The sequence below is a fragment of the Leeia aquatica genome (assembly GCF_012641365.1).
In the GTDB taxonomy this organism is placed as follows: domain Bacteria; phylum Pseudomonadota; class Gammaproteobacteria; order Burkholderiales; family Leeiaceae; genus Leeia; species Leeia aquatica.
This window is the reverse complement of the sequence record NZ_JABAIM010000001.1, coordinates 1,109,752-1,134,790: the sequence shown is the minus strand read 5'-3', so window position 1 is coordinate 1,134,790 and position 25,039 is coordinate 1,109,752. Positions and strand designations below refer to the sequence as shown.

Genomic DNA, 25,039 nt, shown 5'->3' with positions numbered 1-25,039 from the left:
GGTGTGGTTGCTGCTACACACCGACAGGGGGTTTGCCATGAAAATGCGTTTGTGGGCGGTTTTGCTGCTGTGCCTGGGTCTGGTGGCGCGGGCCGATGATCTGGATAGCATCTTGCAGAAGCAGGAGGTGGTGATTGGTGTGAAAGACGCCTCGCCACCATTTGGGGTGTATGACAAGGCCAAGGGCACCGTCAGCGGTTACGACATCGACTTCGCGCTGGGTATTGCCAAGCGGCTGGGCGTCAAGCCGGTGTTCCGGACGGTGAACCCGGACGATCGCGTCCCTTTCCTGCAAGAGCGCAAGGTGGACCTGGTGATTGCCACCTTTACCAAATCACCGGAGCGGGAGCGCTTGCTGGAGTTCAGCCTGGGTTACTTTGTCACCGGGCAGAAGTTTCTGGTGGCTGCCGGCAAGTATCAGCGTGTGGAAGAGCTGAACCGTGCACGCATCGGGGTGGTAAATGCCTCGACTTCGGAAAAGACCTTGCGCAAGCAGATGCCGGAAGCGCAGGTGATGCCGAATGAAGATTACCCGGAAATGGTACGCATGCTGCAAGCCGGCCAGCTGGATGCCATATCGACCGATGAGCCGATTCTGGCCGGTTTGCTGGGCAAGATGAGCAACCGCAGCAAGTTTGAGATCATGTCGACCGCCATTACGTTTGAGTCGTACGGCGTAGGCATGCGCAAAGGTGAGAAAAAGCTGCTGAAAGCCGTCAACGATGCCTTGCTGGACATGGAGAATACCGGCGAAGCCAAACGAATCTTTGATCGCTGGTTTGGTCCGAACTCCAGCATGCCGATGATGCGCTTCTTTACCATTCGTAACTGAGGCTGGCCAAGCTCCGGCCCCGACAAAACCTGGAAAGGGCTGGACATGCGTGTGCAAGCAGGGTGCGTAGGACTGGGCATCATGGGGCGACCCATGGCTCTCAATTTGTTGAAAGCCGGGGTGCCGGTCACGGTGTATGCCCGTCGCCCGGAAGCCGCTGCGCCCCTGCAGGCGGCCGGGGCCGGAGTGGCATCCTCACCCGCGGCCCTCGCGGCGTGTGTGGATGTGCTGTTCATCAATGTCTCGGATACGCCGGATGTCGAGCAGGTGCTGTTTGGCGATCAGGGTATCAGCCAGGGTGCCCGGCCCGGGCTGGTGGTGGTGGACATGGGCACCAGCTCGCCATCACAGACGCAAGCCTTCGCGGCCCGACTGGCGCAGCAAGGGGTGCAGCTGCTGGACGCGCCCGTGTCCGGGGGCGAGGTCGGCGCCATCAATGGCACCCTGACCATCATGGTGGGCGGCGAGGCGGAGGCCTTTGCGCGGGCGTTGCCGCTGTTCCAGCACATGGGCAAGACCATCACCCACGTGGGGGGTAGTGGGGCCGGCCAGGTGGCCAAAGCCTGCAATCAGATCGTGATTGGTGGCACGGTGCTGGCGGTGGCGGAGGCCATGACCTTTGCCAAACGGCAAGGCGTGGATGCGGCCAAGGTGCGCGAAGCGCTGCTGGGGGGCTTTGCCCAGAGCAAGGTGCTGGAGGTGCATGGCCAGCGCATGCTGGACGATAACTTCAAGCCAGGCTTCAAAGGGCGTCTGCACCAGAAGGACATGAACATCGTGATGGCCGAGGCGCTGGCCCTGAATCTGGGCCTGCCGCTGTCAGCCCAGGTGCTGCAATACCTCAATGCACTGGTGGGCAGCGGGGAGGGGGAGCTGGATTCATCGGCCATCTACCATCTGGTAGACCGTTTCTCGAAACCGGCCTCCTGATCGGCGTACGCGGGTTCATTCCTGACTTGAGTGAAGGGGCGAACCCGTGCTAGAATCTTTGGTTAGCTTGATCGTGTTTTTGTTGGCCATCCCGCCAGACGCGATCAGCGAATCCTCACATCCGCGATGAACAAGGGTGCGCCAGCTTCGGCTGCGCGTGTAAGTCCCGCGGATGGCGGTATTTAACCCTGACCCCATTGGAGTATTACAATGTCCGTTACCATGCGCGATATGCTGGAAGCCGGTGTCCACTTCGGCCACCAGACCCGTTTCTGGAACCCGAAAATGGCCCCGTTCATTTTCGGTCACCGCAACAAGATTCACATCATCAACCTGGAAAAGACCCTGCCGATGTTCGAGGACGCGCTGAAGTTCGTGCGCACCCTGTCGGCAAACGGTGGCAAGGTGCTGTTCGTCGGTACCAAGCGTCAAGCCCGCGAGATCGTGGCTGAAGAAGCTGCACGCGCTGGCGCCCCGTTCGTGGACCAGCGTTGGCTGGGTGGCATGCTGACCAACTTCAAGACCGTCAAGCAATCCATCAAGCGCCTGCAAGACATGGAAGCCATGCTGAGCAGCGAAGCCTCTGAAAAGTACGGCAAGAAAGAACTGCTGGACATGCGTCGCGAGCAGGAAAAGCTGGAAAAGAGCCTGGGCGGCATCAAGGAAATGGGTGGCCTGCCGGACGCCATTTTCGTGGTGGACGTGGGCTACCAGAAGGGTACCATCGTGGAAGCCAACAAGCTGGGCATCCCGGTGATCGGTGTGGTTGACTCCAACAACTCCCCGGAAGGCGTGAACTACGTGATCCCGGGTAACGACGATTCCAGCCGTGCGATTCGCCTGTACGCCCGTGGCGTGGCCGATGCCATCCTCGAAGGCCGCAACCAGGTGATCAAGGAGCTGGTCTCCAGCCAGGAAGAACTGGTGGAAGTTGCCGCAGACGCCGAATAAAGCGGACGCCAGAACACACAAGGGGGCGTAAGCCCCCTTGTCGTATCTGCCGCCTCGGGTGGGGCAATTTGCAATATGCAGGATGTAGCATGAACGCCGGGTGGCGGGCATGCGCCAATGATCTACAGAAAACTTCAGGAAGAGAACCATGGCAGAAATTACCGCAAAGATGGTGTCCGAGCTGCGTGAGATGACCGGGCTGGGCATGATGGAATGCAAGAAGGCGCTGGTGGAAACCGCTGGCGACCTGAAGAAGGCCGAAGAACTGCTGCGCATCAAGGCGGGCAACAAGGCTGGCAAGATGGCTGATCGCGTGGCCGCTGAAGGCATCGTGGGCCACTTCATCAGCGCCGACGGCAAGCTGGGCGCACTGGTGGAAGTGAACTGCGAAACCGACTTTGTGGCCAAGGACCCGACCTTCGTGGCACTGGCCAAGCAAGCTGCTGAAGCTGTTGCCAACGCCAACCCGGCCGACGTGGCTGCACTGTCTGACGTGAAGACCGCCAGCGGTGAAACCGTGGAAGAAGTGCGCAAGGCCGCCATCGCCAAGCTGGGCGAAAACATGACCATCCGTCGCTTCGTACGCTACACCACCGAAGGCAAGCTGGCCGCTTACCTGCACGGTGCCCGTATTGGCGTGATGGTGGACCTGACCGGTGGTGACGACGTGCTGGGCAAGGATATTGCCATGCACATTGCTGCTTCCAAGCCGAAGTCGCTGGACGCATCCGGCGTGGACGCCGAGCTGATCGAAACCGAGCGCCGCGTGGCCATCGAGCGTGCCAAGGAAGCCGGCAAGCCGGAAGCCATGCTGGAAAAGATTGCCGAAGGTACCGTGCAGAAGTTCCTGAAGGAAGTGACGCTGCTGAGCCAGCCCTTCGTCAAGGACGACAAGCAGTCCATCGAGCAATTGCTGAAGGCCAACAGCGCCAAGGTGAACGCATTCACCCTGTACGTGGTGGGCGAAGGTATCGAGAAGAAGGTGGTGGATTACGCCGCTGAAGTGGCTGCTGCTGCCAAGGTCTGATCCTGCTGCAACCGTCAAGCCGCCCCCGCTGGTCGGGGGCGGTGTCGTACCTGCTGTACCGAATTGCCCGTTAACCCGAGAGAGGCCCAGTCATGAGCACAAACCCTGCTTACACCCGCATCCTGCTGAAACTTTCCGGTGAAGCCCTGATGGGTAATGACAGCTACGGGATCAACCGTGCCACCATCGAGCAGATGGTGCGCGAGGTCAAGGACGTGGTTGATCTGGGCGTGCAAGTCGCCGTGGTGATTGGCGGCGGCAATATTTTTCGTGGTGTGGCACCGGCAGCAGCCGGGATGGACCGCGCCACTGCCGACTACATGGGCATGCTGGCCACCGTGATGAACGCCCTGGCCCTGCAGGACGCCCTGAAGCATATTGGTGTGGTCAGCCGGGTACAATCGGCGCTGACCATGCAGCAAGTGGCTGAACCGTACATCCGGGGCAAGGCCATGCGTTATCTGGAAGAAGGCAAGGTGGTGATTTTCGCCGCCGGTACCGGCAACCCCTTCTTCACCACCGATACCGCCGCCGCCCTGCGCGGCATGGAAATCGGGGCCAACATCGTATTGAAAGCCACCAAGGTGGATGGCGTGTATACTGATGATCCGAAAACCAACCCGGATGCCGAGCGTTACCAGACCATCACGTTTGATGAGGCGATTGCCAAGAACCTGAAGGTGATGGATGCGACTGCGCTGACCCTGTGCCGCGACCAGAAAATGCCGATTTCGGTATTCAGCATTTTCAAGGCGGGTGCATTGAAACGCGTGGTGATGGGTGAAAACGAAGGAACCCTGGTGCACGTCTGAAGACGGGCGCTGAGCTGTTGTCAGGAGCAAGAAGCATGATTGCGGATGTCAAAAAAAACGCCGAACAGAAGATGCTGAAGACGCTGGAAACCCTGAAATCGGATTTCAGCAAGGTACGTACCGGGCGTGCGCATACCGGCCTGCTGGACCATGTGATGGTGGATTACTACGGTTCGCCGACGGCCATCAACCAGGTTGCTAACATCACACTGGTGGATGCGCGTACCATCGGTGTGGCCCCGTATGAAAAGAAAATGGCCGCTGCAGTAGAAAAGGCGATTCGGGATTCTGACCTTGGTCTGAACCCGGTGTCCAGTGGTGAGCTGATCCGGGTGCCGATGCCGGCCCTGACTGAAGAACGTCGCCGTGACCTGACCAAGGTGGTGCGGGCGGAAGCGGAAAACGCGCGTGTGGCTATCCGCAATGTGCGCCGTGATGCCAACGACCAGCTCAAGCGCGCCCTGAAGGACAAGGCGATCTCGGAAGACGAAGAGCGCCGTGCGCAGGACGATGTGCAGAAGCTGACCGACAAGCACATCGCCGAAGCAGACAAGCTGCTGCAGGCCAAGGAAGCGGAACTGATGGCCGTTTGAGCGGTCTGATGTTTTCCTTCTGACCTTTGCAAGACGCCGCTGTTGGCCAGGCCGACAGCGGCGGTTTCGTTTCTGGCTGTTTCAGCCGGAATCAGAGAGACAGGCTCCTGCATGTTCGAAAGTTCAACCCAGACCATCCCCGGCTGCCGTCGGGTGCCGCGCCACATCGCCATCATCATGGACGGTAATGGCCGCTGGGCCAAAAAGCGCTTCCTGCCACGGGTGGCAGGCCACCGCAAAGGGGTGGAGTCGGTGCGCGAGGTGGTGAAGGCCTGCGTGGCGGAGGGGGTGGCGTACCTGACCCTGTTTGCCTTCTCCAGCGAAAACTGGCGTCGCCCGGCGGATGAAGTGTCGCTGTTGATGCAGTTGTTTGTCCATGCGCTGGAAGGCGAGGTGGGCAAGCTGCACAAGCATGGCGTGCGCCTGAAGGTGGTGGGCGACCTCAGCCGTTTTGCCCCCAATCTGCAGCAGCTGATCCAGCGCGCTGAAGCGCTGACGGCGAACAACCAGAAGCTGACGCTGACCATTGCCGCCAACTATGGCGGCCGCTGGGACATCCTTAACGCCATGCGCCGCATGCTGGCGGAGCAGCCGGACAAGGCACAGGATTTTACCGAGGCCGATTTCACGCCCTACCTCTCCATGAGCTATGCGCCGGAGCCGGACCTGTTTATCCGTACCGGCGGCGAAGAGCGCATCAGCAACTTCCTGCTGTGGCAGCTGGCGTATAGCGAATTCTATTTCACCCCGACCCTGTGGCCGGATTTTCAGCGTGCCTCGCTGATGGAGGCCATCGCCTCCTATCAAGAGCGCGAGCGGCGATTTGGCCGCACCAGTGAGCAAGTGCAACAGGCGGACCCGCCATGCTGAAAACCCGTATCCTGACCGCACTGGTCCTGATTCCGCTGGTGCTGCTGGGGCTGTTTGAGGCCAGTATGACCGTCTGGCAGCTGGCAATCGCCGGGGTGCTGGGACTGGCCGCCTGGGAGTGGGGTCGGTTGGCGCGGATGGGGCGTCTGCAGCATAGTCTGTTCATCCTCTGCTGTCTCGCGCTGGCGGGGGGCTGGTACTGGCTCAGTCTGCAGTCGCCGCTGTGGTGGATGCATGTGGGGATTCGGCCGGGCCTGGTGCAGTCGCTGCTGGTAGTGTCGGTGCTGGGATTCTGGCTGCTGATCGTACCGCTGTGGCTGGCGCGCCAGCTGAAAATCCAGCAAACATGGTTTTTGTGGCTGGCCGGTGTGCTGGCGCTGCTGCCGTTTGCCTGGTCGCTGGTCAGCTGGCGTTTCGGATTGGCGAGCGGGCGGGCTGGTGCGGAGCTGACGTTGGCGGTGATGGCGCTGGTGTGGGTGGCGGATTCGGCGGCCTATTTTGCGGGCCGCGCGTTTGGCAAACACAAGCTGGCGCCTGCCATCAGCCCCGGCAAGACCTGGGAAGGGGTGGCCGGGGCGTTTGCCGGTACCACGCTGTATGCCGCGCTGGCTTGGCATTGGGGCTGGCTGGGACTGTTGCAGTTGAGCCTGGGGCAGGCGGTCCTGGCGGCTGTGTTGCTGACCCCCTTGTCCATCATGGGTGATTTGTATGAATCCTGGCTGAAGCGCTGCGCCGGGATCAAGGACAGTAGCCAGCTGCTGCCGGGACATGGCGGTGTGCTGGATCGGGTGGATGCCTTGCTGGCGGTATTGCCGGTGAGTTTCGCCCTGTTGTTGCTGGTGAAAGGGTTGTAATGCGGCAGATTACCGTACTGGGGGCGACCGGTTCGATTGGGGTATCCACGCTGGATGTGGTGGCACGTCACCCGGAACGCTTTCAGGTGTTTGCGCTGACCGCGCATCGCCAACTGGACAAACTGCGTGAGCAATGCCTGCAGTTTCATCCCCGCTATGCGGTGCTGGGGGACGAAGCGCTGGCGGCCCAGCTGCAGCAGCAGTTGCGCGAGCACGGCTTGAGCACCGAAGTGCTGGCGGGCGAGGCAGGGCTGGTGGCAGTGGCTTCGCATCCGGACGTCGATACCGTGATGGCGGCCATCGTCGGCGCGGCGGGGTTGCCATCCAGCTTTGCTGCCGCTCAGGCTGGCAAGCGGGTGCTGCTGGCGAACAAGGAAACCCTGGTGCTGGCAGGCAAGCTGTTCATGGATGCCGTGCAGGCATCGGGTGCACAGTTGCTGCCGATTGATTCCGAACACAACGCCATTTTCCAGACCCTGCCACGTGACTATCGCAATGCGCTGGTGCGGGAACATCCGCGCAGCCATGGTATCCGGCGTATTTTGCTGACGGCATCCGGTGGCCCCTTCCGTGACCGTGACCCGGCCACCTTGCACGAGGTGACGCCGGAGCAAGCCTGCGCGCATCCCAACTGGTCGATGGGCCGCAAAATTTCGGTCGATTCCGCCACCATGATGAACAAGGGGCTGGAGGTGATCGAAGCGCACTGGCTGTTCTCGACGCCGGTGGAACTGATTGATGTGGTGATTCACCCGCAGAGCATCGTGCATTCGATGGTGGAGTATCTGGATGGCTCGATCCTGGCCCAGCTGGGTAGCCCGGATATGCGTACGCCGATTGCTTACGCCCTGGATTACCCGCAGCGGATTGAAGCCGGCGTCAGCCCGCTGGAGTTTGGCAAGTTCGGTGCGCTGAATTTCTACCCGCCCGACCTGCAGCGTTTTCCCTGTCTGCGACTGGCGTTTGATGCCCTGCGTGCGGCAGGGGCGATGCCCGCGGTGCTCAATGCCGCCAACGAGGTGGCGGTAGACGCCTTTCTCTCACGCCGTATCCGCTTCACCGACATTGCGCGGCTGGTGGAAACCACGCTGGAGCATTATCAGCCGGCTGCCCCGAGCGATATGGAGAGTACGCTGGCGGTGGACACAGAGGCGCGCCGTCAGGCAATGGTGCAAATGAAGGCTTTGGCATGCTGACCCTGTTTGCCTTTCTCGGGCTGATCTCGGTGCTGGTGACCATCCATGAGTTCGGTCATTACTGGGTGGCGCGCCGTTGCGGTGTCAAGGTGCTGCGTTTTGCGCTGGGCTTTGGCAAACCGATCTGGTTGCGCCGTTTTGGTCAGGACCAGACCGAGTTCGCCATCTGCATGCTGCCCTTGGGCGGCTATGTGCGCATGCTGGACGAGCGGGAGGCTCCAGTCGAGCCGCATGAGGTGCATCGTGCCTTCAACCGCCGACCGGTCTGGATGCGCATGCTGGTGGTGCTGGCCGGGCCGTTTGCCAATTTTCTGCTGGCGATCCTGATCTACAGCGGCATGCTGCTGGTTGGCATGGCGGATTTCCAGCCGCGTCTAGGCTCAGTATTCCCATCCACGCCCGCCGCTCAGGCCGGGTTTCAGAGTGGGGATCGTATCCTGACCATGAATGGCACCGAAATCCTGTCTTGGGAAGATTTTCGTCTTCGTTTGTTCGGTGCGGCGCTGGGCGATGAGCGCGTAGCGCTGGAGGTGCAGACTGAGAGCGGGGCGCGTGCCACGCGGGTGCTGGATTTTTCTGCAGGGCAAGAGAAGATCGATGTTGGGCTGGTAGACCGGTTGGGGCTGATTCCCGAGTTCAGATCAACGGTGGTGGGCAAAGAACCCAAGGGGGCAGCACTTAAAGCAGGATTGAAGGAAGGGGACCGTATCCTGTCGATCAATGGGCAAAAGGTGCTGGATGGCGGGATGCTGATCGACCGGATTCAGCAGACAGCCGGGCGGCTCATCACGTTGCAGGTACAGCGTCAGGGGCAAGTGCTGACGCTGCAAGCGACCCCTGATGTCGTGCAAGAGAATGGTCAGCGAATCGGCAAGCTGGGAGTATCCTTGGGCTGGGATGTCGAAGCCACCCGCAAGCAGGCCATGGTGCTGCAGCTTGGGCCGTGGCAGGCGCTGCAACATGCGATGGTGCGTACCCGCATCACAGCGAGCTTGTCCTTGCAGATGCTGGGCAAGATGCTGACCGGACGGGTGGGGGTGGAGAATCTGGGTGGGCCAGGTTCGGTGGCCAAAGTGTCGGGTGAGGCGGCCGCCATTGGCTGGGTGCCTTACCTGCTGACCATTGCGTTTGTCAGTATCGGCCTGGGTGTGCTTAACTTGTTGCCGGTGCCGATGTTGGATGGTGGGCATTTCATGTATTATGTCGCCGAGCTGATCAAGGGCAGCCCGGTATCTGTGCGCGCACAGGAGATTGGCCAGTATGTCGGCGTTGCCGTCCTGCTGATGCTGATGTCCATCGCGTTGTATAACGACGTTCAACGACTGTTTCTACACGCATGATCAAACAAAAAACCCTCGCGGTTGCGTTACTCGCCGCCTTTGCGGCTCCAGCCTGGGCGCTGGAGCCTTTTGTGGTGAAGGACATCCGGGTCGAGGGCCTGCAGCGAACCGAGGTCGGTACCATCTTTACCTACCTGCCGGTCAAGGTGGGTGAGACCTTTGATGACAGCAAGGCCAGTGCCGCTGTCAAGGCGCTCTATGGCACCGGCTTCTTCAAGGATGTGCGTCTGGAAGTGGAAGACAATGTGCTGGTGGTGACACTGGTCGAGCGTCCCTCCATTGCCCAGATCAACATCACCGGCGCCAAGGAATTCAACGCGGATCAGCTGAAGAAGGCGATGAAGGGTGCCGGTCTGGCTGAGTCGCTGATCTTTGACAAGTCCTTGCTGGAACAGGCTGAGCAGGAGTTGAAGCGTCAGTACTTCAACCGTGGCAAATACAGTGTGGACATCAAGACCTCGGTGACGCCGCTGGAGCGTAATCGGGTCGCTGTCAACTTCGATATCTCCGAAGGCGTAGTGGCGCGGATCAAGCGCATCAGCATTGTCGGTAACCAGGCTTTTTCGGAAGATGACCTGATCGACGAGATGCGCCTGTCGACCAGCGGCTGGATGACCTGGCTGTCGAAGGCAGACCAGTACTCCAAGCAGAAGCTGGAAGCTGACCTGGAAACCTTGCGTTCTTTCTATCAGAATCAGGGCTATCTTGAGTTCAATGTGGACTCGACCCAGGTCAACATCTCGCCGGACAAGGAAGACATCTACGTTACCGTCAACGTGACGGAAGGCAAGCAGTACAAGGTGGGTGAGCTGAAGCTGGCTGGTGAGTTACTGGTGCCGGAAGAAGAACTGCGCAAGCTGATTCAGCTGGTGCCCGGTGATGTGTTCAACCGCGACAAACTGGTGAGCAGCAACAGCGCCATGGCGGACCGGCTGTCCAACGATGGCTACGCCTTTGCCAATGTCAATGCGGTACCGCAACTGGATCGCGACAAGCAGACCGCTTCGTTTACCTTCTATGTGGATCCGGGCCGCAAGGTGTATGTGCGCCGTATCAATATCAGCGGCAATACCCGTACCAAAGATGAGGTGATCCGCCGGGAAATGCGGCAGATGGAAAATGCCTCGTACGATGGTGACAAGGTCAAGCGCTCGCGTAACCGGGTGGATAACCTGGGCTACTTCACCGAGGTGGGGCTGGATACGCCAGCAGTTGCAGGCACCACTGACCAGGTGGACGTTGAGGTCAAGGTCAAGGAAAAGCCGAGCGGCAACATCCAGTTTGGTGTCGGCTATGGCCAGTCTGAGGGGGCCGTGATACAGGCCGGCATCACGCAGAGCAATATCTTTGGTACCGGCAAGTATGTGTCGGCCTCGATCAATACCAGCAAGAGCCAGCGTGGCCTCAACCTGTCTTATACCGACCCGTATTTCACGGTGGATGGCTTGAGCCTGGGCTATGACCTGTATGTGAATAATGCTAAGCCGGAAAAAATTGACACCGGCAAGTATGTGATGGCAACGGCCGGTATCGGCGCCCGTTTGGGGATGCCGATCTCGGAAGAGGACGTGATCAACTTCGGACTGACCTTCGATCAGACCAAGCTGACCAGTGACCCGATATCTGGTTCGCCGATTGCCAATGCCTTCATCAATCAGAACGGCAACCGGATTCGTACCATTATTGGTAGCGCCAGCTGGGCCAGTGATACCCGCGACAGTGCAGTGGCACCGAATGAGGGTCGTTACCAGAGTGCAACCTTCGAAACGGGTGTCGGTACCAAGGTGCCATACTACAAGCTGGGTTATCAGTACCAGCAGTTCTTCCCGCTGTCGCGCGAAGTGACGCTGATGCTGAACGGTGAAATCGCCATGGGTAAGGCGACCGGTGGCAAGGATCTGCCGTTTTACCGCAACTACTTTGCGGGCGGGGTTGGCTCGGTGCGGGGCTTTGACGGTAGCTCACTGGGTCCGCGTGACAGTACGGGCGCCAGCATAGGTGGAGACAAGCGTCTGGTGCTGAATGCCGAAATGTTCTTCCCTTTCCCGGGCATGAAGCATGACCGGACGCTGCGACTGAGTGCCTTCCTGGATGCCGGGAACGTTTTTGGTCCGAATGATGTCAGTGGATTGGCTAGCAACAAATTCAGCCTAGGCGAGCTGCGTGCGTCTGTGGGGGTCGGTTTGTCGTGGATTTCCCCGCTGGGGCCCTTGAAGTTCAGCATGGCGCAGCCGATTCGCAAGAAGAGTGGCGACCGCAAGCAGCGTTTCCAGTTCCAGATTGGCAGCGTGTTTTGATTTCCTTTGTCAGCCTGGCGCTGGCGACAGATGTGATGGAGAGTACAAGTTGAGCAAGTTTTCCAAGGTAATGGGCGGCCTGTTGGCTTTGGCGGTAGCGACTGGCGCAGCGGCGGAAACCAAGATCGGGGTGTTCAGTCTGGAGCGCATCGTTCAGGCGGTGTCGAATCAGAAAGATGACAAGAAGGTCAAGGAAGAGTTTGCCCGGCGCCAGGCAGAGCTCCAGAGGATGGAGTCTCAAGCCAAGGACATGCAGGCTGATCTGGAAAAGAACGAGGCCACCATGTCGGAGGCCGACAAAACCAAGAAGCAAAAAGCCTTGCGTGATTTGAGCACCCAGTTCCAGCGCAAACTGCGTGAGTTTCGTGAAGATGTCAGCGCCAAGCAGGCCGAGGACGAGAGTCGTACCGGTGAGTTGCTGCGCAAGGCCATCAAGCAGCTGGCCAGTACGGAGAAGTATGACCTGATTGTGCAAGGCGATGAGTTGCCGTATTACGGTCCGCAAGTGGATGTCACCGATAAACTGCTGAAGATGCTGGGCGGCAAATAAGGCCGCCAGCCATGCAGGTGTCACCTTGGCGATGGCCAGGTGAATCAAGGAATGCCCCGCTGGGGCATTCCGTGTTTACAGGATAAGCATGCGATTAAGCCAACTGGTAAGCCTGCTGGGTGGGTGTTTGCAAGGCGAGGATGTTGACGTCATCCAGGTGGCGCCGCTCGAACTCGCCGGTGCCGGGCAGATCAGTTTCCTGGCCAATCGCAAATATGCCCGTCAGTTGGCCACGACTCAGGCGACAGCCGTGATCCTGCCTGCTGATCTGGCAGCAGGCCATGCGGGCCATTGCATCGTTGCGGATAACCCCTATCTGTATTTCGCCCGGGTTTCACAGCTGCTGAACCCGGTACCGCCAATACGTCCAGGTATTCATCCCTCAGCCGTGGTGGAAGTGGGAGCGGTGGTGGACCCCAGTGCTGAAGTGGGCGCACTGGCGTATATCGGTGCCAATGCCATGGTTGGCGCGCATGCCCTGATTGGCCCCCAGTGTTATGTCGGTGAAGGGGCCAGCATTGGTGCGCATACCCGGCTGATGGCGCGCGTGGTGATACAGCATGGCTGCATCATCGGGGAGCGGGGCCTGGTTCACAGTGGTGCGGTGATTGGTGCCGACGGCTTTGGTGTGGCCAACGATGGCGGTCGCTGGGAGAAAATCCCCCAGATTGGTATTGTACGGATAGGTAATGATGTCGAGATCGGCGCCAACACCACCATCGACCGGGGTGCCATGGCCGATACCGTGATCGGCAACGGCGTCAAGCTGGACAACCAGATCCAGATTGGGCACAACGTGCAGGTGGGCGACCATACCGCAATGGCGGGATGTGTGGGGGTGGCGGGCAGCGCCAAAATCGGTGCCCACTGTACGGTGGGGGGCGGTGCCATCATTTTGGGCCACCTCAGCCTGGCAGACCATGTTCACGTCTCGGCAGCAACGCTGATTACCAAATCTATACGGCAACCCGGTACCTACACCGGTGCCTACCCGTTTGAACCCCATGAAGACTGGCTGCGACATGCTGCGCAGCTGAAACAATACGACAAGCTGAGCAGTCGCCTGAAAGCGCTGGAGCAGCAGAGGCAACCCGGAGATAACGACGCATGAACACCATGGACATCCATCAGATCCTCAAGTACCTGCCACACCGCTACCCCTTCCTGCTGGTGGACCGGGTACTGGATGTGGAGGCCGGCAAACACATTCACGCCTACAAGAATGTGACCATCAATGAGCCCTTCTTTCCGGGGCACTTCCCGCATCACCCGGTGATGCCGGGGGTGCTGATTCTGGAAGCACTGGCCCAGGCAGCGGCCATCCTCAGCTTCAAGACCCTGGGTACGCTGCCGACCGATGACTCGGTGTATTACTTTGTGGGCATTGATGCGGCCCGCTTCAAGAAGCCGGTGTCGGCGGGTGATCGCCTGGACCTGCACGTCACCGTGCAGGCTCACAAGCGCGGCGTCTGGAAATACAAGGCCGAGGCCCGGGTGGATGGCCAAGTGGTCACCGAGGCGGACCTGATGTGTGCCCAGCGTGACCTGCCAGCCGCAGCGGAGGCCTGACCTTGGCGCGCATCCATCCCACCGCCATCGTTCATCCGGCCGCCCGACTGGCGGAGGATGTCGAAGTCGGTGCATACAGCCTGATCGGTGAGCATGTTGAAATCGGTGCCGGTAGCTGGATAGGCCCGCATGTGGTGGTCGAGGGGCATACCCGCATTGGCGAACGTAATCGTATTTTTCAGTTCAGCTCAATCGGTGCCATCCCGCAAGACAAAAAATACGCGGGGGAGCCGACCCGGCTGGAAATCGGCAACGACAATACCATTCGTGAGTTCTGCACCTTCAACTGTGGCACTGCGCAAGATGGTGGTGTCACCCGCATGGGCGACCATAACTGGATCATGGCCTATGTGCATCTGGCGCATGATTGCCAGGTGGGTAACCGCACCACCTTTGCCAACAATGCCCAGTTGGCCGGGCATGTGGTGGTGGGTGATTATGCCATTCTGGGCGGCTTTACCGTGGTACACCAGTTTGTACAGATCGGTGCGCACTGCATGACCGCCATGGGCACCATCCTGCTGCAGGATGTGCCGGCCTATGTCACCGCCTCCGGCAATCCGTCACAACCGCACGGTATCAATGCCGAAGGGCTGAAGCGTCGCGGTTTTAGTCCGGAGCAGGTGCAAGCCATCCGGCGCGCGTACAAGACGCTGTACAAAGCCGGGCTGACCTTTGCCGAAGCACGCGATGAGATTGTGCGACAGGCCCAAGCAGAGCCAGCCTTGCAAGTGCTGGCCGATTCACTGCTGCGGGCAACACGCGGCATCATCCGCTGACCGCCTTGTCGCGGTATGCGGGATAACAGAACAAAAATACAAAGGGAGGGGTAAATGGTCGACACACGGCCTTTTACCATTGCACTGGTTGCGGGTGAAGCTTCGGGCGACCTGCTCGGTGGTCACCTGCTGGCGGCGCTGAAAGAGCGATTTCCGCAGGCCCGTTTTGTGGGCATTGGTGGACCACGCATGATCAGCCAAGGCATGGAAAGCTGGTGGCCACAGGAAAAACTGGCCGTGCGCGGTTATGTAGAGGTGCTGAAGCATTACCGCGAAATCGTTGGCATCCGCAAGGCCCTGCGCCAGCGCTTGCTGCGTGAGCCGCCGGATGTGTTCATCGGCATTGACGCGCCGGACTTCAACCTGGATCTGGAGCTGGCGCTGAAGAGGCGTGGCATCCCCACCATTCACTACGTCAGCCCCTCTATCTGGGCCTGGCGTGGCAAGCGCATTCACAAAATCAAGCGGGCGGTCAGCCACATGCTGGCCCTGTTCCCGTTTGAGCCTGCGCTGTATCAGGCCGAGCAGGTGCCGGTAACCTATGTCGGTCACCCGCTTGCCGATGTGCTGCCCATGCAGCCCAAACAAGGCGAGATGCGGGAACAAATGCGTATTGGGCCCAACCGTCCGGTATTTGCCCTGCTGCCAGGCAGTCGGCAGAGCGAAGTGGCGCTGCATGCCAATCTGTTTGTTGAAACCGTCAAGCGGATTGCAGATGAGATTCCGGAGGCCCTGTTTCTGGTGCCGCTGGCGACACGGGAAACCCGGCAGCGGTTTGAGCAGGCCGTCTACAAGTGCGGTGCCGCGGATCGGGACATCCAGCTGATGTACGGTCATGCGCATGATGCCATGATTGCCGCCGACGTGGTCTTGGTGGCGAGTGGCACCGCCACGCTGGAGGCGGCCTTGCTCAAGCGCCCCATGGTGATTACCTACAAGCTGTCGCGCCTCTCCTGGTGGTTGATGACCCGCAAGATGTACCTCCCTTATGTGGGGCTGCCCAATATCCTGTGCAAGGAGTTTGTGGTGCCGGAGCTGTTGCAGAAAGAGGCGACACCGGAACGACTGGCCACCGAGCTGCTGCGGCAGTATCGGGACAAAACCTTCCGCGAGGCGCTGGTCGAGCGGTTTACCACCCTGCATCAGCTGCTGCGGCAAAACACCTCCGAGCGTGCTGCTGATGCGGTGGCTACCGTACTGGATAGCCGCGCATGACGCTGTGGGTGTGCGGTGTCGACGAAGCCGGGCGGGGGCCGCTGGCCGGGGCCGTGTTTGCGGCGGCGGTGATTCTGGACCCCGCTCGCCCGATCGAGGGTCTGGCGGACTCCAAAAAATTGACCGCCACCCGACGCGAACATCTGGCGGTATTGATTCGTGAGCGGGCATTGGCTTGGGCCATTGCCTCATCCAGCGTGGCGGAGATTGACCAGCTGAACATCCTGCACGCCAGCCTGCTGGCCATGAGCCGGGCGGTGGCGCAGCTGCAGCCTGCGGCCAGCCATGCCCTGATTGACGGTAACCGTGTCCCTAAATTGGCGATTCCAGCGACGGCCATCGTCAAGGGGGATGCGCTGGAGCCTGCGATTTCGGCGGCCTCCATTCTGGCCAAGACAGCGCGTGATGCCGAGCTGTGCGCCTTGCACCAGAGCTACCCGCAATATGGTTTTGCTGCACACAAAGGTTACCCGACCGCTGAACACCTGGCAGCGATTCGCGAGCACGGTGTCTTGCGCGAACACCGCCGCAGCTTTGCGCCGGTACGGGAGGTACTGATGCATGGTAAGGGACAGGCGGTGTTCGAGTTTTGAGCGGTGGGTGAACCGGCATCCATGCCACAACAGTGACCACAATGTCATTTATTGCAGGGGCTGTCACACGGTTTACGCTGGCAATCATGGCATAATCGGCTAGGCTAGATACTGATGTACGCGGAGTTGAGCAGGTGTCACCGTCAGGCGTGACCCGCTCGTACGTCAGACAGAGGGGAAGAGGCGGATGTTTGTACTCATCGGGTATGTGATCATGCTGGGCTGCATTTTCGGGGCCTATGCTGCGCATGGTGGACACCTGGGTGGCTTGTGGCAGCCATCTGAAGTGGTAATGATTTTTGGCGGTGGTCTGGGAGCGCTGGTCGTCGGCTATGGGGGCAAGCCACTCAAGGCGACGCTCAAAGCCTTGCCCTCGGTTTTCAAGGGCAGTGCCTACACCAAAGCCTTCTACATGGACCTGTTTGCCTTGCTCTACGAGATTCTGGGCAAGGTACGCAAGGAAGGCCTGATGTCGATTGAGGCGGATGTGGAGGAGCCTGAGAAAAGCCCCATCTTCAGCAAGTACGACAAAATCCTGCATGACCATCATCTGGTCGATTTCATCACGGATTACCTGCGGCTGATGGTCGGCGGCAACCTGAATGCCTTTGAAATCGAAAACCTGATGGACAACGAGATCGAAACCCATCACCACGAGGGTGCCGTACCGGCGGCGGCCATTGCCAAGCTGGGTGACGCGCTGCCGGCATTTGGTATTGTGGCGGCGGTGATGGGGGTAGTGCACACCATGGGGTCATTGCACCTGCCACCGCCTGAACTGGGGGGGTTGATTGGTGCCGCCCTGGTCGGGACCTTCTTGGGTATTTTGCTGGCTTACGGCATCGTCGGTCCCTTGTCCACGGTGCTGGAATTCAAGGGCGATGAGTCCACCAAAGTGTACCAGACCGTCAAAGTGACCCTGCTCGCCAGCCTGAATGGCTATGCGCCGCAAGTGGCGGTGGAGTTTGGCCGCAAGGTGCTGTACTCCACCGAGCGCCCCAGCTTCAAGGAGCTGGAAGAGCACGTCAAGCAGAAGAAATAACCCGCCTGAGCGGCAAGGATAGCGGCGATGAGCGACGACTCCCAGCGCCCCATAATCGTCAAGAAGATCAACAAGGGTCACGGCGGCCATCATGGCGGCGCGTGGAAGATTGCCTATGCTGACTTCGTGACCGCCATGATGGCGTTCTTTCTGCTGATGTGGCTGTTGGGGTCCGTGTCCAAGGGCAAGCTGTCCGGTATCTCAGATTATTTCAATACCCCGCTGAAAGTAGCGCTGCAAGGTGGCGACAGTACCGGCAACGCCACTAGTATCATCCCGGGTGGCGGGCAGGATCTGCAACGCATCTCGGGTGAAGTGTCCAAAGGCCAGGATTCGGCCAACGATGATGCCAAGAAAGCCAAGCAGGCTGCCGAGAAGATGATGTTCGACAAGCTGCGCGAAAAGGTGCAGACCGTGATCGAGCAAAATCCTGAACTGGCCAAGTTCAAGGATCAACTGCTGATCGACATGACACCGGAAGGCCTGCGCATTCAGCTGGTGGACGAACAAAACCGCCCCATGTTCGATAGTGGCAGTGCCAAGCTGCAACCCTACACCGTGCAGCTGCTGCGTGACCTCGGCAAGCTGCTGAATGAGGTACCGAACCGGATCAGCCTGTCCGGGCATACCGATGCCGTGCAATACAGCAGTGGTGATCGGGGTTACAGCAACTGGGAGCTGTCTGCGGAGCGGGCCAACACCTCGCGGCGCGAGATGATTGCTGGCGGCCTGCAAGATGGCAAGGTGTTGCGCGTAGTCGGGCTGGGCTCAGCGGTGCCGCTGGATGACGAGCATCCGGATGCGCCGATCAACCGCCGTATCAGCATCATTGTGCTGAATGAAGAGACGACTACGGCCATCATGAAAAACAGCGGCAAGTCGGATCCCGCCGCCCAGCAGTTGCTGGATCAGGCGCAAGGTGCCAGCAGCGCGCCCTGAGCAAGGCCGCTTTCTGCAGGCCTTGTGGCGCTTCACCCTGCTGGTACTGAGTGCCTGGCTGCTGCTGTCCTGGCTGCTGCAGCAGATTCCCCCATTAGCACTGCCTCGCCTGTGGCTGGCCCTGCTGCTGTGGGCGGGCTTGACCGTGCTACCCGGACGCGTGCTGGGCTTGCCGGGTGTCTGGCAGGTCGCGGCCCTGCTGCTGTACCCCATGCTGCTGCTGATGCAATGGTGGCAAGGTTCTCCCTGGTGGTTCCTTCTGGCGGGGGCGGTACTGTTCCTGCTGCTGGGGGCGGCCTGGCGGGGGCGTGTTCCCTTGTTTCTGTCCGCATCACCGGTGCTGGAGGCCATACCGGATTTGATGCCCAGGTCGGAGGCACCCTTGCGGATTGCTGAGCTAGGCTGTGGCACGGGCCGCGTGGTGGCGGCCATGGTGCAGCGCTGGCCGCAGCATCACTACGTGGCCGTGGAAGTGGCCTGGCTGCCCTGGCTGATGAGCCGCTGGCGCCTGCGCCACTATCCGCAAGTGCGGGTGCTGCGCGAAGACTTCTGGCGCATGGACTGGCAGGCTTTTGATGTGCTCTACGTCTTTCTGTCACCACTGGTCATGCCAGCGGTGTGGCAAAAGGCACAAGCGGAGCTGCGGCCCGGCAGCTGGCTGATCAGCAACAGCTTTGCCATACCGGGGCAGGCTCCCGACCTCCAGCGCGAGACCGGGCACGCCCTGCAGCCGGTATTGTATGGCTGGCAGCAAAGCCAGCGTGCTGCCGCCGTCCCCGAATAAGCCATCAGGCGCTATACTGCACGCATGACCACTGCAGAACCTCCGGATACCCTCAAGGCGGCCGAGCCCTACCTCACGGCCTGGCAGCCCGCTAACCTGCCGATGCTACAGGTGACGCAAGATGCCCTGCGCAGCGCACAAGTCAGTACCTCGGCGTCCTCGCCGGGGGCGCTGGCGGCCATTGTGGCACGCGATCCGTTTCTGACGCTGCAAGTCCTGTCTTACGTCAACACCATCCCGCGTGGCAGTTTTGCCAGTGATATCACCAGCCTCGAGCATGCGTTGATGTTGCTCGGCGTGGAGCAGTTCTATGACCGCTTCAGCCGGCGGCCCGTGCTGGAGCGCCTGCTGGATAAAGATCCTGCACGGTTGCGGCTGTTGCAGGGGCGGTTGTCGCAATGCCTGCTGGCGGGGCTGCTGGCACGGGAGGTGGCTCGGGTACGGCTGGACAGCAAGGCAGAAGAGGTGTTTCTGGGGGCTTTGCTGCATGATGTGATTGAACCCTTGTTGCTGCTGACCCACCCGCAGCGTGTCGCGCCGATCCACTGGCACAGCCATGCTAACCTCATGCTGTCAGACCCGGCGTTGCAGCAGCAATTGCTGGGTTTGAGCTATCAGGCCCTGCTGCAGCACTATGTCGGCCAAATTGGCATGCCCTATCTGCTGGCCGGCCTGATGTGCGATCAGCAACTGGACAAACCACGAAATTACAGCGTACAGCTGGCCGTTCAGGCTGCCCGTGCCAGCCTGCTGGGCTGGTGGCGTGCGGACCATGAAGAGGCTGCCCGGCTGCTGGCCGAGTTTCTCAAGCTGTCTATCGAAGAATGGTCGGCCCGGCAGCAGGGACTGTTGCTGCAGCACGCCCGGTGGAATGCGTTCCCGGACATCGCCTTGCCCGCCATGTGGCTTCCCATGCAGCCAGGTGACTGGGCGGAGCCGCCGGTGGCCAAGCCGGCCAGCTTGCAACTGGATCTGAAGATACTGGAACAGGTGACCACCCAGCTGAAACTGGCCGGTGAGCGTAAAGCCGATGTGGGCCAGATCATGACCCTGCTGTTCAAAGGATTGCGGCTGGGTCTCGGCCTGATGCGGGTTGCGCTGCTGACGCAGGACAAAGCGACGAACCAGCTCAAGCTGCGGTTTGCCATCGGTTTTGCTGATGATCATCCGCTACGGCATCAGGCCGTCGGCCTGAATACTCCGCACCTGTTTACCCGACTGATGGGCAAGACTCAAAGTCTGTTCTACGGTGACAGCAACCGACGTAATCTGCAAGCCTACCTGCCTGCGCCCTTGCGGCCTGAGCCGGAGCGGGACTGGGTGGCGATGTCGCTGTGGGTGCGCGCCAATCCGCTGGGCCTGCTCTACGCGGATGGCGGCAGCACGCATCCGCAACTGGATGCCGACAATTATCCGCACTTCAAGGCCGTGATGCTGACCGCGCTGGCTGCGCTGGAAGGCAAAGGTGGCCCGGCCTGACCTCTGACTGGAAAAACTGGTGTTGTTGATCAGCTCTGCCGCCAACGCGCGGTTCAAAACCTTGAAAAAACTGTGCAGTCATAACCGCAGCCGGCAGGAAGCTCGCCTGATGGTACTCGATGGTGTGCACCTGCTGCAAAGCCTGCTGGATTGTGGCAGTACACCGCAGACGGTGGTGCTCAGTGAGCCTGCACTGGAGCATGCGGAAATCCGGCCTTTGCTGGCCCGTCTGTCCGGGGTGGAAACATTGTTGCTCAGCGAGGCCTTGTTTGGGCAATTGAGCGAGCTGCCGTCAGCAACGGGCATTCTGGCACTCTGCCCGCTACCTGCCGCACACGCGCTGCCCCACCCCCATGAGCAACGCATTGTTTTGCTCGATGGTGTGCAAGACCCCGGCAATGTCGGCTCCATCTTGCGTACGGCAGCTGCGGCTGGGATTGATGCGGTATTACTGTCCCCTGATTGTGCCGATCCCTGGTCGCCGAAAACCCTGCGCGCCGGGATGGGGGCGCATTTTGCGGTGCGGGTGGTGGCGCAAGCCGATTTGCTGGCCTGCCTGGATCACTTCAAGGGCAACGTGGTGGGCACGACACTGGATGCGCCTGCCAACGTCTACCAGACCGATCTGAGAGGGTCGCTGGCCTGGCTGTTTGGCGCAGAAGGGCAGGGGGTGCGGCCTGCCCTGCAAGCCCGCTGTACCACGCGGGTACGTATTCCCATGCCGGGCAAGGTAGAGTCCCTTAACGTGGCGGCTGCAGCGGCCATCTGCCTGTTCGAGCAACTGCGGCAAAATCTGCACCCCTGACGGCCTGCTGCAAATAACAAAGCCCTGAATGCCCGGCGTTGCCGGACTTCAGGGCTTTGTTGCATCCGGGCGCACCCGGATGCGGCGCTTGGTGGATTACTCGCCTTGGGTTTCCACCTGCTGCAGGGCTTCGACCTGAGCGTCTTCCGCCTTGCGACGGCTGCGCGGACGGCTGGGGCGCGGTACGCTGGCCACGACTACTTCAGGCTGAGCGGGTGCCACGACATCGCTGGTTTCCACCATCTGCAACGGCTCCTCAGCCACCTTTTCGCGGGCGGGGCGGCGACGGCGGTTGCTGCTGCGAGCCGGGGCGGCTTCCACCACCTCTGCTACCGCTTCGACTGGATGAGTTTCTACCGCTGCGGTGACAACCTCTGCAACCTCTTCCGCAGGTGCAGCAACCACCGCTTCAATAGGAGCTGCTTCCTGAGCCGGCGCTGCCGGAGCCGCTACTTCAGCGACCGGAGCGACGACTTCCACCGCTTGCGGTGCAACGTCAACCGTCTCGACCGCTTCAGCAGCAGCAGTGACCACCACCGGGGCAACTACAGGCACTTCGGCGACGGCAGGGGCGATGACCTCTGCCGGTGCCTCCGCGACCACAGGAGCCGGGGCGACAGGGGCTGCTGCAACTTCTGCCACGACCGGCGCCACTTCGGCTACAGCAGTCGGCGCTGCCGTGACCACCTCAGGCGCAGCTTCGGCTACGACCGGAGCGCTGCTGGTTGCCACTACATCCTGGCTGTCTTCAGACGACTCGGCTTGTACATCGCTGCCCGGGGTCGCTGCCGCTTCACTCTGACGGTCCCGGCCACCACGACGGCGGCGGCGACGACGGCCTTCACCGCTGCTGGCCTGGCCCTCTGCCGCCACGGCTTCCACGGCGGTGTCGGTCACCACCGCTTCGACGACCTCACTGACCGGCACTTCCGGCTTCGGTTCACGCTCGGCACGGTTGCGACCGCGACCGCCTTCACGTGCCTCGCCTTCCTGGCGCGGCTGACGCTGCGGGCGCTCATTGCGGGTTTCTTCCGGCTTGTTGTCGTCCTTGCGGCTGTCGTCCTGACGGTTGCGGCCATTGCGACGCTCTTCACCGCGCTGCTCATTGCGTTCAACACGCTCCTGACGGTTGCCACGCTGGGCATCGCGCTCGCGGTTCTGGCCGCCTTGCGCTTGCTGTTCACGCTGACCTTCGCGGTTGCTCCGTTCCTGACGCTCACCTTCGCGGTTGCCGCGCTCGCCATTGCGATTGCGGTCACGGCCATTGCGTTGCTGGCGCTGGCCGGACTGACGTTCTTGCTGACGTGCAGCCGGCTGGGCGGCAGGCGCGGCCGCTTCCGGTTCGCCCTTCAGCCAGTTGAGGAAGCGGCTCAACAGGCCCGGCTTGTTCTCGCTGCTGGCAGGCTTGCTGGCTGGTGCGACTACCGGCGCTGGTTGCTCCGGCGTGATGCCCTTGACGGCAGCTTGCTGACGTACTTCCGGCTTGCTGCGCTGGCCCGGCTTGTGGTTGTGCTCGTCTTCGGCCTGCTGTTCCACCCGTTTGTAGCTCGGCAGGTCTTCGTCGGCGTGGTTAAGGTCGTCATGACGCAGGCGGGTCACGCTGTAATTCGGCGTTTCCAGGTGCACATTGGGTACCAGTACCACGTTGACCTTGAGGCGGGCCTCAATGGCGTAGATGTCGGCGCGCTTCTCGTTGAGCAGGAAGGTGGCGACATCGACCGGGAGCTGGGCATGGACGGCACCCGTATTCTCCTTCATCGCCTCTTCCTGCAAGATGCGCAGGATGTGCAGGGCCGACGATTCGGTGCCACGGATAAAGCCGGTGCCATGGCAGCGCGGGCAGGGCATGTGGGCGGTTTCACCCAGGCTCGGCTGCAGGCGCTGACGCGACAGCTCGAGCAGGCCGAAGCGCGAAATCTTGCCCATCTGTACGCGGGCACGGTCGTGGTGCAGCGCATCCTTCAGGCGGTTTTCCACCTCGCGCTGGTTTTTCTGGCTTTCCATGTCGATGAAGTCGATCACGATCAAGCCGCCCAGGTCGCGCAGGCGCAGCTGGCGGGCGACTTCGTCCGCCGCTTCCAGGTTGGTGTTGAAGGCGGTGGTTTCGATGTCGCCACCACGGGTAGCACGCGCCGAGTTGACGTCCACCGACACCAGCGCTTCGGTATGGTCGATCACGATGGCGCCACCCGAGGGCAGCGGCACTTCACGACGGAACGCGGTTTCAATCTGATGCTCGATCTGGAAACGCGAGAACAGCGGAACGTCATCCTTGTACAGCTTGATGCGGTTGACGTTGCCCGGCATCACGTGGTCCATGAACTGGCGTGCTTGCTCGAACAGGCTCTCGGTGTCGATCAGGACTTCGCCGATGTCCGGCTGGAAGTAATCGCGGATGGCGCGGATCACCAGGCTGGATTCCTGATAGATCAGGAACGCGCCGTTTTGCTGACGGGCCGCGCCATCAATGGCCGACCACAGTTGCAGCAGGTAACGCAGGTCCCACTGCAGTTCTTCCAGTGTGCGGCCAATCGCGGCAGTGCGACCGATCACGCTCATGCCGCTCGGTGCATCCAGCTGGTCCAGCTGGGCGCGCAGTTCGTTGCGCTCTTCACCTTCAATCCGGCGGGAAACACCACCACCGCGCGGGTTGTTCGGCATCAGCACCAGATAACGCCCCGCCAGGCTGATGAAGGTGGTCAGCGCAGCGCCTTTGTTGCCACGCTCGTCCTTGTCCACCTGGACAATGACTTCCATGCCTTCCTTCAGCGCGTCCTGAATGCGGGCGCGACCGTCGGTGCCGGGCAGGAAATAGCTGCGGGATACTTCCTTGAAGGGCAGGAAGCCATGGCGCTCTTCGCCGTAATCGACGAAAGCGGCTTCGAGGCTGGGCTCGATACGGGTGATGACACCCTTGTAGATATTGCTTTTCCGCTGTTCCTTGCCAACGGTTTCAATATCCAGATCGATCAGTTTCTGACCATCTACAATGGCAACGCGCAGCTCTTCAGCCTGCGTTGCATTGAACAACATGCGTTTCATGTACAGTCCCCGCGCGCTAATGCACGGGCGGGCGGATCACACCTCTCCTTGGCCGTTGCAGTGGCAACCGGCACATCCGAACAACCAGTGAGGTCCGCCGTCAGGCAGGCTGAAGGCGGGGTAGCTTGATCCATCCATGAATTCGGGCTGCAACCCACCTGGCGAACACACTCCCCGGCGGGGCTCGCCGTCAGCCGGGGTATTGCCAGATACTGCACAGGGCAGCAACGAATTCTTTACGTGACCGGGTTACAGGTTGAATATTGCCCGGTCCAGCAGCTGCCCCCTCCTGGTAGCGGGGCGGGCGGTGGTGGCTGAGGCGGCGGCCATGCTTGGGCGGCACAGGCCTCAGTCAAACCACACCATACCTGCCCGGCTCTTCAACCGGACGGGCAGCTGCGCAATCTCTCGCGGGTGCGTTTAGCGCGCAAATCTATTACTATCGCTGCTTTCAAGGGTGAGCGACGTTAACCCTGCATGCGTTGAAAACCTCATGCCCCGTTCTGTCGGGGCGGGCTTCCGGCGGCAGCAGGTCCCGAA

The 25,039-nt window shown here is 60.7% G+C and carries 23 protein-coding genes; 22 read left to right on the top strand and 1 reads right to left on the bottom strand.

The window, feature by feature from the left end:
• The first annotated feature begins 37 nt into the window (after nt 1–37).
• From HF682_RS05860 to HF682_RS05755, 22 genes are all read left to right on the top strand, one after another.
• Nucleotides 38–832 carry a transporter substrate-binding domain-containing protein gene (locus HF682_RS05860; protein ID WP_168876276.1) on the top strand — a complete coding sequence of 265 codons (795 nt, stop codon included), beginning with the start codon at nt 38–40 and terminating at the stop codon, nt 830–832.
• Between the two features lie 45 nt (nt 833–877).
• Nucleotides 878–1,762, top strand: a complete 885-nt coding sequence (locus HF682_RS05855; protein WP_205881913.1) for an NAD(P)-dependent oxidoreductase — start codon at nt 878–880, stop codon at nt 1,760–1,762.
• 210 nt (nt 1,763–1,972) lie between these two features.
• Nucleotides 1,973–2,713: a 30S ribosomal protein S2 gene (gene rpsB / locus HF682_RS05850; RefSeq protein ID WP_168876275.1), complete on the top strand. Its 741-nt coding sequence runs from the start codon at nt 1,973–1,975 to the stop codon at nt 2,711–2,713.
• 148 nt (nt 2,714–2,861) lie between these two features.
• Nucleotides 2,862–3,740, top strand: a complete 879-nt coding sequence (gene tsf / locus HF682_RS05845; RefSeq protein ID WP_168876274.1) for a translation elongation factor Ts — start codon at nt 2,862–2,864, stop codon at nt 3,738–3,740.
• A 92-nt stretch (nt 3,741–3,832) separates the two neighbouring features.
• Nucleotides 3,833–4,552: a UMP kinase gene (gene pyrH, locus HF682_RS05840; RefSeq protein WP_168876273.1), complete on the top strand. Its 720-nt coding sequence runs from the start codon at nt 3,833–3,835 to the stop codon at nt 4,550–4,552.
• Nucleotides 4,553–4,587: 35 nt separating this feature from the next.
• A complete protein-coding gene (gene frr, locus HF682_RS05835; RefSeq protein ID WP_168876272.1) occupies nt 4,588–5,145 on the top strand; it encodes a ribosome recycling factor in 558 nt (185 codons plus the stop codon).
• A gap of 111 nt (nt 5,146–5,256) precedes the next feature.
• Nucleotides 5,257–6,015 carry a polyprenyl diphosphate synthase gene (uppS, locus tag HF682_RS05830; RefSeq protein WP_168876271.1) on the top strand — a complete coding sequence of 253 codons (759 nt, stop codon included), beginning with the start codon at nt 5,257–5,259 and terminating at the stop codon, nt 6,013–6,015.
• A complete protein-coding gene (locus tag HF682_RS05825; protein WP_168876270.1) occupies nt 6,009–6,869 on the top strand; it encodes a phosphatidate cytidylyltransferase in 861 nt (286 codons plus the stop codon). Before uppS ends, HF682_RS05825 begins: the two co-directional genes overlap by 7 nt.
• Complete coding sequence (gene ispC, locus HF682_RS05820; RefSeq protein ID WP_168876269.1) at nt 6,869–8,065, top strand: 1-deoxy-D-xylulose-5-phosphate reductoisomerase; 1,197 nt, start codon at nt 6,869–6,871, stop codon at nt 8,063–8,065. Before HF682_RS05825 ends, ispC begins: the two co-directional genes overlap by 1 nt.
• The gene (rseP, locus tag HF682_RS05815) at nt 8,059–9,405 is read left to right on the top strand and encodes an RIP metalloprotease RseP (RefSeq protein ID WP_168876268.1); all 1,347 of its coding nucleotides are present in this window, start codon (nt 8,059–8,061) and stop codon (nt 9,403–9,405) included. The genes ispC and rseP overlap by 7 nt, the downstream gene beginning before the upstream one ends.
• Nucleotides 9,402–11,702 (top strand): outer membrane protein assembly factor BamA, encoded by a 2,301-nt coding sequence (gene bamA / locus HF682_RS05810; RefSeq protein WP_168876267.1) that lies wholly within the window; start codon nt 9,402–9,404, stop codon nt 11,700–11,702. The genes rseP and bamA overlap by 4 nt, the downstream gene beginning before the upstream one ends.
• 49 nt (nt 11,703–11,751) lie before the next feature.
• The gene (locus HF682_RS05805) at nt 11,752–12,252 is read left to right on the top strand and encodes an OmpH/Skp family outer membrane protein (protein WP_240947056.1); all 501 of its coding nucleotides are present in this window, start codon (nt 11,752–11,754) and stop codon (nt 12,250–12,252) included.
• A gap of 88 nt (nt 12,253–12,340) precedes the next feature.
• Nucleotides 12,341–13,363: a UDP-3-O-(3-hydroxymyristoyl)glucosamine N-acyltransferase gene (gene lpxD, locus HF682_RS05800; RefSeq protein ID WP_168876266.1), complete on the top strand. Its 1,023-nt coding sequence runs from the start codon at nt 12,341–12,343 to the stop codon at nt 13,361–13,363.
• Between the two features lie 5 nt (nt 13,364–13,368).
• Nucleotides 13,369–13,821: a 3-hydroxyacyl-ACP dehydratase FabZ gene (fabZ, locus tag HF682_RS05795; RefSeq protein WP_168876928.1), complete on the top strand. Its 453-nt coding sequence runs from the start codon at nt 13,369–13,371 to the stop codon at nt 13,819–13,821.
• Nucleotides 13,822–13,823: 2 nt separating this feature from the next.
• On the top strand, nt 13,824–14,600 hold the full coding sequence (gene lpxA, locus HF682_RS05790) for an acyl-ACP--UDP-N-acetylglucosamine O-acyltransferase (RefSeq protein ID WP_168876265.1): 777 nt from the start codon (nt 13,824–13,826) through the stop codon (nt 14,598–14,600).
• A 54-nt stretch (nt 14,601–14,654) separates the two neighbouring features.
• Complete coding sequence (lpxB, locus tag HF682_RS05785; protein ID WP_168876264.1) at nt 14,655–15,815, top strand: lipid-A-disaccharide synthase; 1,161 nt, start codon at nt 14,655–14,657, stop codon at nt 15,813–15,815.
• A complete protein-coding gene (gene rnhB / locus HF682_RS05780; protein ID WP_168876263.1) occupies nt 15,812–16,408 on the top strand; it encodes a ribonuclease HII in 597 nt (198 codons plus the stop codon). The genes lpxB and rnhB overlap by 4 nt, the downstream gene beginning before the upstream one ends.
• A gap of 187 nt (nt 16,409–16,595) precedes the next feature.
• Nucleotides 16,596–17,450: a flagellar motor stator protein MotA gene (gene motA, locus HF682_RS05775; protein ID WP_168876262.1), complete on the top strand. Its 855-nt coding sequence runs from the start codon at nt 16,596–16,598 to the stop codon at nt 17,448–17,450.
• 27 nt (nt 17,451–17,477) lie between these two features.
• The gene (gene motB / locus HF682_RS05770; RefSeq protein WP_168876261.1) at nt 17,478–18,389 is read left to right on the top strand and encodes a flagellar motor protein MotB; all 912 of its coding nucleotides are present in this window, start codon (nt 17,478–17,480) and stop codon (nt 18,387–18,389) included.
• Nucleotides 18,370–19,173, top strand: a complete 804-nt coding sequence (locus HF682_RS05765) for a class I SAM-dependent methyltransferase (protein ID WP_168876260.1) — start codon at nt 18,370–18,372, stop codon at nt 19,171–19,173. The genes motB and HF682_RS05765 overlap by 20 nt, the downstream gene beginning before the upstream one ends.
• Nucleotides 19,174–19,197: 24 nt before the next feature.
• Nucleotides 19,198–20,652 (top strand): HDOD domain-containing protein, encoded by a 1,455-nt coding sequence (locus tag HF682_RS05760; RefSeq protein WP_168876259.1) that lies wholly within the window; start codon nt 19,198–19,200, stop codon nt 20,650–20,652.
• 19 nt (nt 20,653–20,671) lie between these two features.
• Nucleotides 20,672–21,457: a TrmH family RNA methyltransferase gene (locus HF682_RS05755; RefSeq protein WP_205881912.1), complete on the top strand. Its 786-nt coding sequence runs from the start codon at nt 20,672–20,674 to the stop codon at nt 21,455–21,457.
• A 96-nt stretch (nt 21,458–21,553) separates the two neighbouring features.
• Here the strand turns inward: HF682_RS05755 and HF682_RS05750 are convergent, their stop codons facing one another.
• Nucleotides 21,554–24,499: an Rne/Rng family ribonuclease gene (locus HF682_RS05750; RefSeq protein WP_168876258.1), complete on the bottom strand. Its 2,946-nt coding sequence runs from the start codon at nt 24,497–24,499 to the stop codon at nt 21,554–21,556.
• Nucleotides 24,500–25,039: the final 540 nt, after the last annotated feature.